The following is a 16342-nucleotide window of genomic DNA, read 5'->3' as shown; positions in this document are numbered from 1 at the left end:
ACTAAGACCATACGATCGTTGGTAGACACGCGTCAACTAAGGTGTGTGGATGAGCACCCGCCGCCGACTCGCCCCGGAGCAACGCCGCCGCCTGCTCGTGGACGCCGGTGCCCGCCTGTTCGCCGAACGGCCCTACGACGCGGTGCTGATGGAAGACGTCGCCGCGGCGGCAGGGGTGTCGCGCGCATTGCTCTACCGGCACTTCCCCACCAAGCGTGAGCTGTTCGCAGCCGTCTACGAGCAGGCGTCCGCAGACCTGCTGGTAGCCACCGAACTCGATCCCGCCAGACCGTTCGCCGAGCAGCTGGCCGCCGGTTTGGACGCCCACTTCGACTACTTCGAGGCCAATGCCCATTCGGTGATCGCCGCCAACCGGGTGCTCGCGACCGACCCGACCATTCAGGCGATCATCTCCGGTGAGCTGGGCGAACTGCGCAGGCGGTTGCTCGATGTCCTCGGCGTCGAGGGCCGGCTTCGTGAGGCCACCTCGGCGGTGCTGATGTCCTGGCTGACCTATGTGCGGGTGCTGACGATCGACTGGCTGGACAACGGCAGCCTGACCCGGGAGCAGATGCGTCAGGTGAGCGTCGGCGCACTACTCGGCGCCCTCCAGCCACTCCTGGGCACGGCCGAACGCCCGCCGGGCTGACGTGCTGCGACCGCCGAGCGGTTCAGACCAGTCCGCGTGGACGGACCACCATCACCGGCGCGGCGCGTTTGCCCTTCTCCTCCAGCAACGCGATGGCGGCGCCGTCCTCGGTCAGCGCCGCGTACACCCCGGTCAGGCCGATCGGATCGAGCCAGCGACCGTCGCGCAGGGATTCGGCCTGGGCCGCATCGATGCCGCGGTGCGGGAAGGCGGTGCGGACCGCGGCGTCGATATCGAGGCTCAGCCCGGGATCATCGGCGAGCTGATCGAGGGTGCGGGCATGGTCGAGAGTGAACGGCCCGACGCGGGTGCGGCGCAGTGCGGTCAGGTGGCCGCCGACGCCGAGTGCGGTGCCCAGGTCGCGGGCCAGCGCGCGCACGTAGGTGCCCGAGGAGCATTCCACGACCACGTCCAGGTCGACGAAATCCCCGACCGCCCGCCGAGCCAGCAGCTCGAAGCGGTGCACGGTGACCGGCCGGGCCGCCAGCCGCACCTCCTCGCCGGCGCGGTGGCGGGCGTAGGCGCGTTCACCGTCGACCTTGATGGCGCTGACGGTCGCGGGGATCTGCTGGATCTCGCCGGTGAGCGCGGCGATCCCGGCGGCGATATCGGCGTCGGTGACCGTGCCCGCCGGCGCGGTGGAGACGATCTCGCCTTCGGCGTCGTCGGTGGTGGTGGCCTGGCCGAGCCGGATGGTGGCGGTGTAGGCCTTGGTGGTCAAGGTGAGCAGGCCGAGCAGTTTGGTGGCGCGTTCGACCCCGAGTACCAGCACACCGGTCGCCATCGGGTCGAGGGTGCCCGCATGGCCGACCTTCTTGGTGCGCAACAGCTTCCGGCAGCGCGCGACCACGTCGTGGCTGGTCAGGCCGCCGTCCTTGTCGACGATCAGCAGACCACCGAGCCCGTCCGGGCCGAGCACCGGCTTGTCGGCGGCCATCAGGCGTGCACGATCGCGGTGAGGATGAGACCGTCGGCGATCTGCCAGCGGCCGTCGAACGAGGTGAGCGGCACTCCGCCGTCGGTGACCTGACCGGGGACGAGCAGTTCGCTGCGGAAGGTGCCCGAGGCCTTGTCGGAGGAATCGTCGACGGTGAAGGTGATGTGGGCGTCCTCGAAACCCAGCCAGCGCCCGGTCAACGGGAACCACGCCTTGTAGGTGGCCTCTTTCGCGCAGAACAGCAGCCGGTCCAGGTGCAGGCCGGAATCGTTGGCCCGCAGCCATTCTCGCTCCGCGGGCAGGCTCACCGAATCGAGGACGCCGTCGGGCAGGGCGTCATGCGGTTCGGCGTCGATGCCGATCGAACGGAAGCGCAGCTTGTGCGCCAGCGCGGCGGCCCGATAGCCGTCACAGTGGGTGAGGCTGCCGACGATCCCGCGCGGCCACACCGGCGCACCCCGCTCCCCCTTGCCGATCGCGACCTCCGGCTCCCCCAGCTGCGCCAGTGCCAGCCGGGCACAGTGCCGCGCCCCGATGAAGTCGCGGCGGCGCTTGTCCACCGACTTCGCGATCAGATGCTCTTCGGCCGGATGCGCCCGCAGGCCCTCCGGGTAGGTCAGCAGCTCGGCCGACGCGACCCCGGCGGGCAGAATGTTCTCGATCATCGCGACCGAGCCTAGTAGGTGCGCCGAGCGCTTCCGTCGCAGCCCGGGGCACCCCGCGTATCCGGCGAACCGATCGCCCTGCGGCGCTATATCCCCCGGCGGCGTTGCGCCTTGCTGCGCATCTCGGCGGCGGCCGCCTCCATCTCCGGGGTGACCTTGAAATGCCCGCCCCAGGAGTTGAGCGTGCCAGGCGGGTACTCCGGCTCGGGCAGGATCTGGCGCAGCAGACGTTCGGGCATGCCGCGCCGCTGCCATTCGCGCGGATAGCCCAGCGACACCTCTTCGAAGCGCACACCCTCGTAGTAGGTGGTGCGGGGAATGTGCAGGTGGCCGTAGACCGAGCAGACCACGTTGTAGCGGATATGCCAGTCGGCGGTCAGGTCGGTGCCGCACCAGAGCGCGAATTCGGGGTAGAACAGCACATCGGTGGGTTCGCGGACCAGCGGGAAATGGTTGATCAGCACCAGCGGCGTGCCCTCGGGCAGCGCGTTGAGCTTGCGCTCGGTCACCTGCACACGCGCATGGCACCAGGCGTCGCGGGTGAGGTACGGGTCGGGCGAGAGCAGGAATTCGTCGGTGGCCACGACATTGCGTTCCCTGGCCAGGGCCAGGCCCTCGGCCTTGGTCTTGGTGCCCTCGGGCAGGAACGAATAGTCGTAGAGCAGAAACATCGGCGCCAGCGTCACCGCGCCGCCGTAGGGCTCCGAACCCGCGCCACGCCACACCGGGAACGGGTCTTCCGGGGTCAGCACGTCCAGATCCCGGCAGATCGACACCAGGTACTCGTAGCGCGCGACGCCATGCATCTGCACCGGATCCTTGGCCGTGGTCCACAGTTCATGGTTGCCCGGCACCCAGATCACCGTCTTGAAGCGGCTGCGCAGCAGTTCCAGCGCCCACCGGATGTCGTCGGACTTCTCGGCGACGTCACCGGCGACGATCAGCCAGTCCTCCGGCGAGTCGGGCCGGATCTGTTCGACGACGGGACGATTGCCCTGGTGCCCGACATGAATGTCGCTCACCGCCATCAACTTGGGTATCACCACACCCACCTTGGCATACCGGCGCGGCTCGGGCGTGCGGGGACCACCGTGGCCGCAACGCGGCGACCGGTCGGCACGGCAGGAAGGCGCCGGATCAGGTCGGATTCCAGCGGGTCGATCTCAGCGTTCGGCACGCGGCACCTCGGCGCCGACCCTCGCCCAGCGCCCGGACAGCGCGCGCCAGACGACGGCAATCAGCCGCAACACCATGAACGCCACCAAACCGGACCAGATACCGGCGATCCCCCAGTCGAAGGCCAGCGACAGCCAGATGGCGGGCAGGAAGCCGAGCAGCGCCGCACCGAGGGTGGTGGTGCGCAGGTAGGCGGCGTCACCGGCACCCAGCAATACGCCGTCGAGCGCGAAGACGATGCCCGCCACCGGGATCAGCGCGACGAAGAACCACCACACGACGCCGGTGCGGTCCAGCACGGCGGCGTCGTCGGTGAACAGCGGCGGAATCACCGCGGCACCGGCGGCGAAGATCGCGGCCAGCCCGAGCGCGAAGATCTCCGACCACCCGGTGATCCGGCGGGCCAGGCCCCGCGCGCCCGAGGCGTTGCCCGCGCCGAGCGCCGCACCGACCAGCGTTTGCGCCGCGATGGCCAGCGAATCCAAGGTCAGCGCGAGGAAATTCCAGAGCTGCAACACCAGCTGATGGGCGGCGACCGACGCCGCACCGAACCGCGCGGCCACCGCGGCCGCCGAGACGAAGCAGGCCTGGAACGCGAGGCTGCGGGCGATGAGGTCGCGGCCGAGCACCAGCTGCGCCCGCATCACCGACGGATGCGGTCGCAGCTCGACCCGTTCGCGCACCAGCGCCGACACGAACAGGCCCGCGGTCACCGCCTGACCGACGACGTTGGCCACCGCCGAACCGGGCAATTCCATCCGTGGCGCGCCGACGAGCCCGTGCACCAGCACCGGGCACAGCATCGCCGACAACGCCAGCCCGGCAACGACATACGTCAGCGGGCGCCGCGTCTGCTGCACCCCGCGCATCCACCCGTTGCCCGCCATCGACAGCAGGATCAACGGCACACCGAACAGCGCGATGCGCACCCAGTCCAGTGCCTCGTCCGCGATATCGCCGCCCCCGGAGATCGCCCCGACGATCGGCGCGGCGAACAGCTGCACCACCGCCACGATCACCAGGCCGATCCCGGCCGCCAGCCAACTGGCCTGCACCCCTTCGGCTACCGCCCCGCGCTCGTCACCGGCCCCGTGCCGTCGCGCCGCCCGCGCCGTGGTGCCGTAGGCGAGGAAGGTCAGCTGCGAACTCACCTGCGCCAGAATCAATCCGCCGACGGCCAGACCCGCCAGCGCCAACGCACCCAGCCTGCCGACCACCGCTAAATCGAACAGCAGATAGAGAGGTTCGGCGACGAGTACACCCAGCGTCGGCAACGCCAGCCCGAGAATGCGGCGTGGCCCGGCAGCAGCGGCCGAATCGGTCGCGGGCGTCGCGTTGCGGCCGGCACGCCCGGCCTCGGCACCCGGATCGGGGCTCGGGTTCGCGGGATCGGTACTCGACCGGGTGCGTGCCGCCGTCTGCCCACCCGGACTCTCGGCGGAGCCCGCCCCGGTGCCGGAACCCGTGGGCATCGCGGTGCTCCCACGTCGGGTGCGATCCGCGCGTGCGCCGCTTTCCGGTGTATCCGCCGCGTTCACCGTGTCTCCGGTGGGGTTGTTCGCATGCCATGGCCGCAAGCCTCGGCCCGCCTCCGCCTCGGCGCACTCACCCCAGACCCGCCAGCAGTTCGGCGACGATCTCCTCCGGTGTCCCGTGCGCGGTGTAGCCCGCGGCGTAGCGGTGCCCGCCGCCGCCGAGCGCGGTGGCGACGGCGGAGACATCGAGGCCGTCGTGACGGTCGGGGCCGCTGTCCTTGGACCGCAGCGACACCGTCCAGCGGCCGGGCTCGGGTGATTCCTTGAACACCGCCGCCACCCCGGCCTCGGCGGTGGTGCGCACGATATCGACGACGCTTTCGGCTTCCTCCTGCGTCACACCGTCCAGGTCATCGCGCCGGACGAACGCGTACACCAGACCCACACCGCCGTGTACCTCCGGTACCAGCCGGGCCGAGCCGAGCACCCGCGAAAGCATCGGCAGCCAGCCGAACGGATGGGTATCGAGCAGGGTTTGCGCGATCTCGGCGCCGTCGATGCCGGTGGCGAGCAGCCGTTCGGCCAGTTCATGGGTGCCGGGGCGGACCCAGCGGAACGATCCGGTATCGGTCACCAGCCCCGCGTACAGGCAGTGCGCGACGGGCCGGTCGATGGGCTCACCCCAGGCATCGAGCAGCCGAGTGAGCACGCTGGTGGTGGATTCGGCCGACGGATCGATGAGATTGATCGTGCCGAAACGGGTGTTGGACCGATGATGGTCGATGACGAGCGTGCTACGAGCACCGGCGAGCCGGTCGGCCAACCCACCCAGCCGCGCGGCACTGCCGCAGTCGACGGCAACGAGCAGGTCTGTCTCGTCGGGGACCTCGGCCGGCGCCACCAGATGCTGCGCACCGGGTAGCGAACGCATCGACACCGGCAGCTGCGCAGGTTCGGCGAACGACACCCGCACCGCGACCCCACGCCGATGCAGCACCTGCGCCAGCGCCAGCCCGCTGCCGATGGTGTCGGCGTCGGGCTGCACATGGCACAGGATGGTGACCGACTCGGCGGCCGCCAAGGCCCGCGCCGCCGCCGTGAAATCGGCGGCACCGGGCCGCGCGTCATCCGAGCCGTCGACCGGTTCGGGGGGCTGTCCGGCCGCTCCCGCTCGCTGTCCAGTTGTCGTCATCGACTACCGCGAGTCCGGGTCATCCCCGCAGGCGCGCGGAGCGCTGACGACGATTGGCGCGCGAGGACCTAGTCCTCATCGGAATCCACCTTGTACGGGTCCGGCTCACCGGCGTGGGTGGCGTTGGCCGCAACCTTCGCCACCTCGTCGTCGGCGGCCCTGGCCTTGGCCAGCAGGTCCTCCATCTGCCGCGCCGCATCCGGCACGGTGTCGAGGACGAACGCCAGCGTCGGCGTGAACTTCACCCCGGTGCCGGCACCCACCTTCGAGCGCAGTACGCCCTTGGCCTTCTCCAGACCGGCCGCCGCGGCGGTGTAATCCGGTTCGGCGTCGACGGTTTCGCCCATCACCGTGTAGTACACGGTGGCGTCACGTAGATCGCCGGTCACCTTCGCATCGGTCACGGTCACGAACCGCAGCCGCGGATCCTTCACCTCGTATTCGATCGCGGTGGCCACGATCGCCGAGATCCGCTTGGCGAGTCGGCGTGCCCTGGCTTGATCCGCCATGGCCGCTCCTTCCTCACTGAAAAATTAAGATCAATCTTCGGGCCCGAAGACCCGGCGGCGTACCGCCAGCAACTGTAACTCCGGACGTGCCGCGACATGCCGTTCACACTTGTCGAGCACCTCGGTCAGATGGTCCATACCGGCACTGACCATGGCTACTCCGAGCAACGAGCGGCGGTAGCGATCATGTTCCCCGCCCTCGGCGGCACTCACCCCGAAGCGCTGCAACTCGGCCAGGATGGGCCGGATCACCGAGCGCTTCTCTTTCAGCGAATGCACGTCTCCGAGCAGGATGTCGAACTCGAGTGCACCGAGGTACACACAACCTCCAGTTTCGAGCGACGCGACCGGGTGAGGCGGCGGATTGTCGAATCCGCCGCCTCACCCGATGTTCGTCACGATCAGTCGCGCGGCTTCTCGCGCAACTCGTATGCCTCGATGACGTCGCCTTCCTTGATGTCGGAGTAGGTGAGCGTCATACCGCATTCGAAGCCCTCGCGGACCTCGGTGGCGTCGTCCTTCTCCCGCTTGAGCGAGGAGATGGTGACGGTCTCGGCGATGACCACGTTGTCGCGGAGCAGGCGCGCCTTGGCGTTGCGCTTGACCGAACCCGAGGTGACCATGCAGCCGGCGATGTTGCCGACCTTCGAGGACCGGAAGATCGCCCGGATCTCCGCGCGGCCCAGCTCGACCTCTTCGTAGATCGGCTTGAGCATGCCCTTGAGGGCCTTCTCGATCTCGTCGATGGCCTGGTAGATCACCGAGTAGTACCGGATGTCGACACCCTCGCGGTTGGCCAGCTCGGTGGCCTTGCCCTCGGCACGGACGTTGAACCCGATGATGATCGCGTTCGACGCCGAGGCCAGGTTGACGTTGGTCTCGGTGACGCCACCGACACCGCGGTCGATGACCCGCAGACGCACCTCGTCGTCGACCTCGATACCGAGCAGCGCCTCTTCGAGGGCCTCGACGGTACCGGAGTTGTCGCCCTTGAGGATCAGGTTCAGCTCCGAAGTCTCCTTCAGCGCGGCATCCAGATCTTCCAGGCTGATCCGCTTACGGCTGCGTGCGGCCAGCGCGTTGCGCTTGCGCGCGTTGCGCCGGTCGGCGATCTGACGGGCGATGCGGTCCTCGTCGACGACGAGCAGGTTGTCACCGGCGCCGGGCACCGAGGTGAAACCGACGACCTGGACCGGCCGCGACGGCAGCGCCTCGGTGACGTCCTCGCCGTGCTCGTCGACCATGCGGCGCACGCGACCGTAGGCGTCGCCTGCCACGATCGAATCGCCGACGCGCAGCGTGCCGCGCTGGATCAGCACCGTCGCGACCGGGCCGCGACCGCGGTCCAGATGCGCTTCGATGGCGACACCCTGGGCGTCCATGTCCGGGTTGGCCCGCAGGTCCAGCGCCGCGTCCGCGGTGAGCAGCACCGCTTCCAGCAGGGCGTCGATATTGGTGCCCTGCTTGGCGGAGATGTCGACGAACATGGTGTCGCCGCCGTACTCCTCGGCCACCAGGTTGTACTCGGTCAGCTGCTGCCGGATCTTCTCCGGGTTCGCGCCTTCCTTGTCGATCTTGTTGACCGCGACCACGATCGGCACGTCGGCCGCCTGGGCGTGGTTGATCGCCTCCACCGTCTGCGGCATGACGCCGTCGTCGGCGGCGACCACCAGGATCGCGATGTCGGTGGCCTTGGCACCACGGGCACGCATGGCGGTGAACGCCTCGTGACCCGGGGTGTCGATGAAGGTGATCAGGCGATCGTCCTCACCGAGGTGGGTCATCACCTGGTAGGCACCGATGTGCTGGGTGATACCGCCGGCCTCGCCCTCACGGACGTTGGCCTTGCGGATGGTGTCCAGCAGTCGGGTCTTACCGTGGTCGACGTGACCCATGACGGTCACCACCGGCGGACGCTGCTCGAGGTCTTCCTCGCCGCCTTCGTCCTCGCCGTAGCTGAGGTCGAACGACTCCAGCAGCTCGCGGTCCTCGTCCTCGGGGCTGACCACGTGCACGACGTAGTTCATCTCGCTGCCGAGCAGCTCGAGGGTCTCGTCGTTCACCGACTGGGTGGCGGTGACCATCTCACCGAGGTTGAACAGGGCCTGCACCAGCGAGGCCGGGTTCGCGTCGATCTTCTCGGCGAAGTCCGACAGCGAGGCGCCGCGGGCGAGCCGGATGATCTCGCCGTTGCCGCGCGGGAGCCGCACACCACCGACGGCGGGCGCCTGCATGTTCTCGTATTCGGCGCGCTTCGCCCGCTTCGACTTGCGGCCACGACGCGGAGCGCCACCGGGACGGCCGAACGCACCGGCCGCACCGCCGCGACCGCCGGGACCACCCGGACGACCGCCGCCGCCACCGGGACGACCACGGAAACCACCGGCCGCGGGTGCACCGGCACCGGCACCGGGGGCACCGCCACCGCCACCGCGGTAGCCGCCACCGCCGCCGCCACCGGGACGACCGCCGGGTCCACCCGGGCGACCGCCGCCGCCACCGGGACGACCCGCGCCGCCGCCGGGGCCGGGACGCGCGGAACGCGCGGGCATGGCACCGGGGCTGGGACGCGGAGGCATGGAGCCGGGGCTCGGACGCGGACCGCCGGGACGCGGACCGCCGCCCTGCGCGGCAGCCGGACGCGGACCACCCTGACCGGGACCCGGGCGCGGACCGCCCTGAGCCGGTCCGGGACGCGGACCACCCTGACCGGGTGCCGGACGGCCCCCGGCCTGGCCGGGAGTGGGACGGGGTGCCGGGCGCTCACGCTCGGGCGCCGACGAGAACGGGTTGTTGCCGACCCGCGGGGTCTTCGGACCGGGCTTGGGGCCGGCCGGACGCGGCGCGGCCTGCGCGGGAGCGCCGGGACGCTGCTGCGGCTGACCGGGACGCGGCGCACCCGGCGTGGGCCGGGTACCGGGCTGGGCCTGCGGGGCGGCCTTGGCGGCCGGGGCCGGGCTGGGCGCCTGCGCTGCCGCTTCCTTGGCGGGAGCGGGCGCGGGACCGGGCTTGGCGGCCGGGCCGGGACGCGGAGCCGGAGTCGCGGGCGCCTCGGGAGCGGCGGCCTGCGCCGGAGCCGGGGTACGCGGACCCGGACGCGGACCACCCGCGGCGGGTTTGGCGGCCGGACGGGCCGCGGTCGACGGACCGGGCTTCGCCCCGGCCTTGGCACCGTTCGCGGGTGCGGATTTCGATGCGAACGATTCACGCAGACGGCGCGCGACGGGTGCTTCCACCGTCGACGACGCCGACTTCACGAACTCGCCTTGCTCCTTGAGCGTTGCGAGTAGTTCCTTGCTCGTGACACCGAGTTCTTTGGCCAACTCGTGCACGCGGGCCTTGCCTGCCACTGCTCTCCTCACTGAGAGGTCGAGCAGCGCCACCGTTGTTCAGGGGACGGCGGCCCGCACGACCTCGGGTTATCTCCGATGGACGTTCATCGTTGGTACTTCACGGTGTGCTCATGAGTGCTCGTGCCTGTTCTCGAGGTAATGCTCCAGGGCTGAGATATCCAGATGTCCGGACACTCGTAGTGCTCTGCCGATCGCTCGGCGCCGAACCGCGAGGCTCAGACAAGCCGAAAAGGGGTGCAACCAGGCACCCCGTCCGGGAAGTCTGCGCCGCGGGTCGGGCACGATCTCGACAACGTCTCCGCTGCCGTTCCGGGCCACGATCCGCAACAGATCGGCGGCCAGCTCGCGCTTACGGCATCCGATACACGTTCGCACCGGAGCTGCCGGGCGCTGGGGCGCCTGGGGATGCTCGGTGGTGCGTTCGGGCGGGGAAGCCGGTGGCTCGTGCTGAACCTTGGACCACTCTACCGCTGCCACGGTCCGATCACCGAACCCCGCCCCTGCCGAAGTTACCAACATGTCATCCCGGCCGGTTGTTCCCCGCGGCGCCGCGCCGGGCCGCACGCGTCGCGAGTGGGTCAACTGTGCTGGGCCTCCGTGCGCACGCCACCACCGGTGTCGGGGGCCGCGTCGCTGCGGATATCGATGCGCCAGCCGGTCAGCCGGGCGGCCAGGCGGGCGTTCTGGCCCTCCTTGCCGATGGCCAGCGAGAGCTGGAAATCGGGGACGACGACGCGCGCGGCCCGCGCGTCCGGGTCCACGATTGTGACCGACACCACCTTCGACGGCGAGAGCGCATTACCGACGAAGGTCGCCGGATCCTCGGCGTAATCGATGATGTCGATCTTCTCCCCGGCCAGCTCGCTCATCACGTTGCGCACGCGCTGGCCCATCGGGCCGATGCACGCGCCCTTGGCGTTGACCCCGGCGACGGTGGAGCGGACCGCGATCTTGGAGCGGTGCCCGGCCTCCCTGGCGACGGCGACGATCTCGACCGACCCGTCGGCGATCTCGGGCACCTCGAGCGCGAACAGCCGCCGCACCAGGTTCGGGTGCGTGCGCGAGAGCGTGATCTGCGGGCCACGCGGGCCGCGCGAGACGCCGACGACATAACACTTGATCCGGTCGCCGTGCTCGTAGCTCTCGCCCGGCACCTGCTCGGCGGGCGGGATCAGGCCCTCGGCGCCGTGTAGTTCGCTGCCGATGCGCACCACGACGGTGCCGCGGGCGTTGGCGCGCGCATCGCGCTGCACGACACCGCCGACGATATCGCCCTCGTGGGTGGAGAATTCGCCGAAGGACTTCTCGTTCTCGGCGTCACGCAGCCGCTGCAACACCACCTGGCGGGCGGTGGTGGCGGCGATGCGGCCGAAACCCTCCGGAGTGTCGTCCCATTCGGAGATGACGTTGCCGTCGGCGTCGAGTTCGCGCGCCATCACCCGGACCACGCCGGTCTTCTGGTTGATGTCGATGCGCGCGTTCGGCTGATGGCCCTCGGTATGCCGGTAGGCGGTCAGCAGCGCGGACTCGATCGCGGAGATCACGGTCTCGATCGAGATCCCCTTGTCGGCGACGATCGCGCGCAAGGCTTCGATTTCGATGTTCATTCCACGGTCCCTTCGATCGAATCGGACGCTGCTACAGGCTGGGGCGACGCCCCGCTGGTTCCTCTGGTGTCCGCGGCGTCCTCTCCCGCGGGAACAGTTGTGGCCGGCTCGCTGCCGGGGATCGGCCTGCCCGGCGCGACGCCGCCGGCGAGTTCGAGTTCGCGGGGGCTCGGCGGGGAGAACTCGACTTGGACGACGGCGGTGGCGATATCGGCGAGCGGGACGTTCACCCGGTGCGGTTTGGCCTTGCCGCCGAGAACCAGCGCGATGGTGTCGCCGGACAGCTTGCCGACGCGCGCGTCGAACGTCGCCTTTCCGCCCGGATCCGGGGGTTCGGCGCCGGGGCGCAGCGTTACTCGCGCCTTGCGGCCCTGGGCGCGCCGCCAATGCCGTTCGGTGCTCAGCGGGCGGTCGATGCCCGGCGTGGAGACCTCGAGCAGGTAGGGCGATTCGCCGAAATCGCCGGCGTCGTCGAGCTGGGCCGAGAGTTCGTTGCTGAGTTCGGCGATGGCGTCGAGGTCGGCCGGGTCGTCGCTGTCCACGATCACCCGAACCCGAGCCTGGGCATCGGCATGCCGTCCGGCCGTCGAGATCTCGACGCCCTCGAGATCGAATCCCCGGCGTTCGACGGGGCCAGCAACGAGCTGGCTCACCCTTTCCTCGGTCGGCATGGGCATGTGGGGCGGCTCCTGGTTCAGTTGTGGCGCGAGCGGAAATTTCTGTACCGAAGGTCTAGCGTAACGCGCCCGGAGAGTGTAAAGGACGATCGGCTACAAGCAAGTTTCCCCAGCGCGTGGCGTCGCCGCCGGGGCGCGCAGCGGTGGAAGGGGTGGCGGCGACGGACCGGGCGCCGTCCGTGCGCGGTCGACACCCGCGCGTCTGGCACGATAGTGCGGTGCCCAACCGCCTTCCCATCCGGTCCGAGGCCGGGTGCATTTCCGGCATACCGATCGATCGGCACGATTCCCGCTTCCGCCCGGTGAACCGGCGCACCGCGCTACGGCTGGCCGGTGCGGGCGCGGCCGGTGCCGCCGCGCTCGCCGCGGCCACCGGATGCGCGCAGGAATCGGAGCTCGAACCCGATCCGCTTCTCACCCAAGAACTTCTGGCGCGCACCGATGCCGCCGCCGCGACCGCGGCCATCGCCCTGGATCCGCAGCGGCACGGTGCGCTGACGCTGATCGCCTCCGAGCGCACCGCCCACGCCGAGGCGCTGCGGACCGAGATCGACCGCCTCGTCGGCGTCTACGGCGACGGCACACTGCCCAGCCGTCGCCAGCCTCAGGTGACCGTCGCACCCGCGGCGCCGGTCGACGTCGCCACGCTGCGCGACCAACTGGCCGCCTCCCAGCGCTCGGCCGCCGATCTGGCCGCGACCCTCGCCGACTACCGGGCCGGGTTGCTCGCCTCGATCAGCGCCGCCTGCGCGGTGCACGCCGGAGTGCTGCTGGCATGAAGCCGCTACCCGCACCCGCCATGAAGGACGCCGCATGACCGAGTCCGAACGCCGCGCACTGCTCGACGCCTTGAGCGCCGAACACGCGGCCGTGTACGCCTACGGCCTGATCGCCGCCTACGCCTCCCCGGAGCGAGGCCGGCTGGTGGCCGAGAACACCGCCGCCCATCGGGCCCGCCGCGACACCACCATCGACGCCGTCGAGGCGGCGGGCATCACGGCGCCACCACCGGATGCCGCCTATACGGTGCCGTTCCCGGTGACCGATCCGGTCGCCGCCGCCCAACTCGCCGCAACCGTCGAGTCCGATACCGCGGTGGCGTGGCGTTCGGTGGTCGAACAGGGCGAGTCGGAACTCACCCGCCGCATGGGCACCGACGCGCTGACCGAATGCGCTCTGCGCCTTGCGGTCTGGCAGTCGATTCTCGGCGTCTCGCCGCCCACCACACCGTTCCCCGGTCAGCCGTAACACCGGCGGCGGACCAAGCGCGTTCCACATCGCATCGGTGCGCGACTACAGGTCGAAGGCAGCGGCGTTCTCCTTCGCCCACTGGGCGAAGGTGGTGGCGGGACGCCCGGTGAGCTGTTCGACGCTGCCGGTCGGGGCGGTCGGATTCTCTTCGCCGCCGCCGAGCACATTGTCGACGTACCATTCGGCGTTCTCGCCCATGCTCGGCGTCAGCGCGACCACCGCTTCGTCGCGAGAGACCCGCAGGAACTCGATCTCGCGGCCGAGGGCCGTACCGAGCTGACGCACCAGCTCCCGCCTGGACAGGATTTCGGGGCCGGCCAGCCAGTGGGCCTTGTCGATGTGGGCGTCGCTGTCCAGCAGCGCCACCGCGGCGACGGACGCGATATCGTCCATCGCGATCGGCGCGCTGGCGATGTCGGGGTAGGGTTCCCGCACCGCGCCGGTATCGCGGATCTGCTGTGCCCAGGTCTGGGTGTTCTCCATGAAGTCGCCTGGCCACAGGTGCGTCCACGCCAGCCCGCTGCCCTCGACCGCGGCTGTCACACTCCCCCACCAGCTCTCCGGCTCGCCCGACAGGTCGACCACGTGTCGCACGCCCGCCGCCCGGGCCAGCGCCAATACCTCGCCTACGGTATCGGGGGCCGGCGCGAGGTACATACTGTCCACGCCCTCCAAGGCGGCGGGCAGAGTTTCGATCCACCGTACATATCCGTGGGCCACTTCGACTTCCGGAGGCAAGGCCGCCTTGGCCGGGTTGTTGGTCAGGGCGCGCACCCCGGTCGCACCGCGAGCCAGCAGCTGATCCACGACCTTCCGGCCGATGTTTCCGGTCGCGCCGGTCACCAATATCGTCACCGCGAATTCTCCCTGATCGAATGAGCCTGCTCCGCCATTGTTGCCAGGGTTCACCGGCGCGCGCACATGGCGATTTTCGCCCGAGACACCAGCACGCCCCCACCGAGTCGGTGGGGGCGTGCTGGGACCTGTTCGGCTGCCCTATCGCCTGATCCGGCGTGATAGGACTCGGATCCGCGTTCAGGGGCGCATCGCGTAGGCCCCGTCGTAGGAGGCGACCTCGCTCCACACCCGGTCGAAACGGTCCCGGTCGGCCGCGGGCGTGCGCAAGGCGCCGAGTGCCCACTGCTGCTGGGTCTCGGTGGCCGACGGCTTGCCGTAGAGAGTGGTGGCGTAGGTGTTGAAGTCGCGGATCTGGAAGTCGAAGATCTGGGCGAGCAGGTCCGGGTTCAGGCCGGTGATGGCGGCTTGCTCCAGGATCAGCTGGCCGTAGACCACCAGGGAGAACAGGTGGCCGATGGTGAGCATGAAGTCCAGGTCGCGCTGCTGATCGTCGTCGGGAGCGGCGGTGGTGAGCAGGGTGCGCAGCGCCTGGGCCTGCTCGTAGAAGCGGGCGACGTTGGGGATGTCGGTGTGCTTGTCGTAGACCTGGGTCCAGTCCGCGAACTGCACCTTGCCCGCACCGCGCGCGGGGCCCTGACGCCAGAAGAACTCGTCGTCGGCGGCGTCGAGGCGAGTGCCGATCTCCGGGTATTCCTTCGGGTTGAACAGGTAGTTCGGCATGAACTTCAGGATCTGGCCGACATTGACGTGCACGGTGCCCTCGAGCCGGGGCAGCGTGTTGATCAGCCGGGCGACCTGCGCGAAGTAGGTGGTGTTCTCGAAACCCTTGGCCGCGAGCACATCCAGCAGCAGGGTCATCACGACCTCGCCCTCGGAGGTCACCTTCGACTTGGTCATCGGGTTGAACAGCAGGTAGCGGCGGTCGTCGAGGCTCGCGCTGCGGAAGTAGTCGACGGCGCGGTCACTGAACAGCTTCATCGCGACGATGCGGGCGTAGGCGTCGACGAAGTTGGTGCGCACATGCGGGAAGTCGGTGACCGGGTTGCCGTAGAGGATGCGGTTGTTGGCGTGCGTGATCGCCTCGTAGAACGAATGCTCGACCATGCCGATGCCGCCGTGGCAGAGGTTGAACTTGCCGACGTTGACGGTGTTGAGCGCGGCGCTGAAGGCTTCCGGGCCGGTGTGCAGGATGTCCTCGGCGCGCACCGGGTAGTTCTCCAGCCGGAAGGTGCTCACGTACATCTGCTCATGAACCACGTTGCGGATCAGGTGGTAGTTCTCGTGCCTGCTGTCGGCGGCGAACCAGACGTAGCCGTCGGCGCCCTCGATATCGGCGCGGCGGGAGAACACCGACACCATGCTCGCGACATTGCCGTTGCCGATGTAGTACTTCTCGCCGTTGGCGCGGAACAGGATGCCGGCCTCGGCGTCGGCGCTGCCCGGCTCGGTCGGGGTGAGCACCAGGTCGGTGTTGTAGATGTCGGCGCCGTGCTCACGTTCGGACAGCGCGAACGCCATCACCTCACCGGCGGCCAGATCCCGGGCCGCGCGCTGCTTGGCGGCCTCGTTGTCGCTCTGCCAGATCGGGCCGAGCCCGAGGATGGTGACCTGCTCGGCGTACCAGTAGGCCAGCCCGTAGAAGCCGAAGATCTCCGACAGCGCCGCATTGCGCGCGGCGTCCCAGCGGCGGTTCGGGTCGCCGTCGGCGTAGGCGGACGGGGTGAGGAAGGTCGCGAACAGCTTCTCCTGCTTGACGAACTCCAGGAAGTCGGCGGTGAACACCGCCTCGTCGTCGTCGGCGAGCAGCCGCGTCTTCCCGCGCTGCTCGAACCACTCGATGGTCGCCCGCAGCAGTCGCCGGGTCTCGGCATCGAAGTGCTGCGGATCGTAGGTGGCCGGATTGAACAACAACGCCTCAGAGCTCGTCATGAGCGTCAACCTACCAGTGGGTAGCGCGCTTTCACCGGCCTGACCAGCCCATTCCCCTACGTAA

The 16342-nt window shown here is 69.7% G+C and carries 16 protein-coding genes; 3 read left to right on the top strand and 13 right to left on the bottom strand.

Annotation, left to right across the window (positions count from 1 at the left end; translation table 11 throughout):
- The first annotated feature begins 49 nt into the window (after window positions 1–49).
- Window positions 50–649, top strand: coding sequence for a TetR/AcrR family transcriptional regulator (locus FEK34_RS08375; protein ID WP_138447264.1), 600 nt, complete (start codon window positions 50–52; stop codon window positions 647–649).
- A 22-nt stretch (window positions 650–671) separates the two neighbouring features.
- Here the strand turns inward: FEK34_RS08375 and truB are convergent, their stop codons facing one another.
- The 11 genes from truB to rimP all read right to left on the bottom strand — a co-directional run bounded on the left by truB (window position 672) and on the right by rimP (window position 12240).
- Window positions 672–1586 (bottom strand): tRNA pseudouridine(55) synthase TruB, encoded by a 915-nt coding sequence (gene truB, locus FEK34_RS08370; RefSeq protein ID WP_138447263.1) that lies wholly within the window; start codon window positions 1584–1586, stop codon window positions 672–674.
- Window positions 1586–2251: a 4'-phosphopantetheinyl transferase Npt gene (gene npt / locus FEK34_RS08365; protein WP_138447262.1), complete on the bottom strand. Its 666-nt coding sequence runs from the start codon at window positions 2249–2251 to the stop codon at window positions 1586–1588. The genes truB and npt overlap by 1 nt, the downstream gene beginning before the upstream one ends.
- An 86-nt stretch (window positions 2252–2337) precedes the next feature.
- Entirely contained in the window at window positions 2338–3294 is a 957-nt protein-coding gene (locus FEK34_RS08360) for a metallophosphoesterase family protein (RefSeq protein WP_138447545.1), read from the bottom strand.
- A gap of 120 nt (window positions 3295–3414) precedes the next feature.
- Window positions 3415–4899, bottom strand: a complete 1485-nt coding sequence (locus tag FEK34_RS08355) for an MATE family efflux transporter (RefSeq protein ID WP_249358874.1) — start codon at window positions 4897–4899, stop codon at window positions 3415–3417.
- 133 nt (window positions 4900–5032) lie between these two features.
- Window positions 5033–6094, bottom strand: coding sequence for a DHH family phosphoesterase (locus FEK34_RS08350; protein ID WP_138447261.1), 1062 nt, complete (start codon window positions 6092–6094; stop codon window positions 5033–5035).
- Between the two features lie 68 nt (window positions 6095–6162).
- Window positions 6163–6603 carry a 30S ribosome-binding factor RbfA gene (rbfA, locus tag FEK34_RS08345; RefSeq protein WP_138447260.1) on the bottom strand — a complete coding sequence of 147 codons (441 nt, stop codon included), beginning with the start codon at window positions 6601–6603 and terminating at the stop codon, window positions 6163–6165.
- A gap of 30 nt (window positions 6604–6633) precedes the next feature.
- A complete protein-coding gene (locus FEK34_RS08340; RefSeq protein WP_014351998.1) occupies window positions 6634–6924 on the bottom strand; it encodes a DUF503 domain-containing protein in 291 nt (96 codons plus the stop codon).
- A gap of 80 nt (window positions 6925–7004) precedes the next feature.
- Window positions 7005–9953, bottom strand: coding sequence for a translation initiation factor IF-2 (gene infB, locus FEK34_RS08335; protein ID WP_138447259.1), 2949 nt, complete (start codon window positions 9951–9953; stop codon window positions 7005–7007).
- 111 nt (window positions 9954–10064) lie between these two features.
- Window positions 10065–10433, bottom strand: a complete 369-nt coding sequence (locus FEK34_RS30675; RefSeq protein WP_432760938.1) for a YlxR family protein — start codon at window positions 10431–10433, stop codon at window positions 10065–10067.
- Between the two features lie 101 nt (window positions 10434–10534).
- Window positions 10535–11563, bottom strand: coding sequence for a transcription termination factor NusA (nusA, locus tag FEK34_RS08325; protein WP_138447257.1), 1029 nt, complete (start codon window positions 11561–11563; stop codon window positions 10535–10537).
- Window positions 11560–12240 carry a ribosome maturation factor RimP gene (gene rimP, locus FEK34_RS08320; protein ID WP_138447256.1) on the bottom strand — a complete coding sequence of 227 codons (681 nt, stop codon included), beginning with the start codon at window positions 12238–12240 and terminating at the stop codon, window positions 11560–11562. Before rimP ends, nusA begins: the two co-directional genes overlap by 4 nt.
- A gap of 302 nt (window positions 12241–12542) precedes the next feature.
- Here rimP and FEK34_RS08315 point away from each other — a divergent pair, with 302 nt between their 5' ends.
- Window positions 12543–13019 carry a hypothetical protein gene (locus tag FEK34_RS08315; protein ID WP_138447543.1) on the top strand — a complete coding sequence of 159 codons (477 nt, stop codon included), beginning with the start codon at window positions 12543–12545 and terminating at the stop codon, window positions 13017–13019.
- Between the two features lie 34 nt (window positions 13020–13053).
- Window positions 13054–13488 carry a ferritin-like domain-containing protein gene (locus FEK34_RS08310; RefSeq protein WP_138447255.1) on the top strand — a complete coding sequence of 145 codons (435 nt, stop codon included), beginning with the start codon at window positions 13054–13056 and terminating at the stop codon, window positions 13486–13488.
- Window positions 13489–13533: 45 nt separating this feature from the next.
- Here the strand turns inward: FEK34_RS08310 and FEK34_RS08305 are convergent, their stop codons facing one another.
- Window positions 13534–14346, bottom strand: coding sequence for an NAD(P)H-binding protein (locus FEK34_RS08305; RefSeq protein WP_138447254.1), 813 nt, complete (start codon window positions 14344–14346; stop codon window positions 13534–13536).
- A gap of 180 nt (window positions 14347–14526) precedes the next feature.
- Window positions 14527–16278, bottom strand: a complete 1752-nt coding sequence (locus tag FEK34_RS08300) for an acyl-CoA dehydrogenase family protein (RefSeq protein WP_138447253.1) — start codon at window positions 16276–16278, stop codon at window positions 14527–14529.
- Between the last annotated feature and the right edge of the window lie 64 nt (window positions 16279–16342).

The sequence above is a fragment of the Nocardia cyriacigeorgica genome, from assembly GCF_005863245.1.
Classification (GTDB): Bacteria; Actinomycetota; Actinomycetes; order Mycobacteriales; family Mycobacteriaceae; genus Nocardia; species Nocardia cyriacigeorgica_C.
This window is presented reverse-complemented; position numbering and strand designations above follow the sequence as displayed.

Excerpts from the sequence above, each read along its gene's own strand:
- FEK34_RS08375 (WP_138447264.1), top strand. The coding sequence starts at position 50 with ATGAGCACCCGCCGCCGACTCGCCCCGGAGCAACGCCGCCGCCTGCTC.
- truB (WP_138447263.1), bottom strand. The coding sequence starts at position 1,586 with ATGGCCGCCGACAAGCCGGTGCTCGGCCCGGACGGGCTCGGTGGTCTG.
- npt (WP_138447262.1), bottom strand. The coding sequence starts at position 2,251 with ATGATCGAGAACATTCTGCCCGCCGGGGTCGCGTCGGCCGAGCTGCTG.
- FEK34_RS08355 (WP_249358874.1), bottom strand. The coding sequence starts at position 4,899 with ATGCCCACGGGTTCCGGCACCGGGGCGGGCTCCGCCGAGAGTCCGGGT.
- FEK34_RS08350 (WP_138447261.1), bottom strand. The coding sequence starts at position 6,094 with ATGACGACAACTGGACAGCGAGCGGGAGCGGCCGGACAGCCCCCCGAA.
- rbfA (WP_138447260.1), bottom strand. The coding sequence starts at position 6,603 with ATGGCGGATCAAGCCAGGGCACGCCGACTCGCCAAGCGGATCTCGGCG.
- nusA (WP_138447257.1), bottom strand. The coding sequence starts at position 11,563 with ATGAACATCGAAATCGAAGCCTTGCGCGCGATCGTCGCCGACAAGGGG.
- rimP (WP_138447256.1), bottom strand. The coding sequence starts at position 12,240 with ATGCCCATGCCGACCGAGGAAAGGGTGAGCCAGCTCGTTGCTGGCCCC.
- FEK34_RS08310 (WP_138447255.1), top strand. The coding sequence starts at position 13,054 with ATGACCGAGTCCGAACGCCGCGCACTGCTCGACGCCTTGAGCGCCGAA.
- FEK34_RS08300 (WP_138447253.1), bottom strand. The coding sequence starts at position 16,278 with ATGACGAGCTCTGAGGCGTTGTTGTTCAATCCGGCCACCTACGATCCG.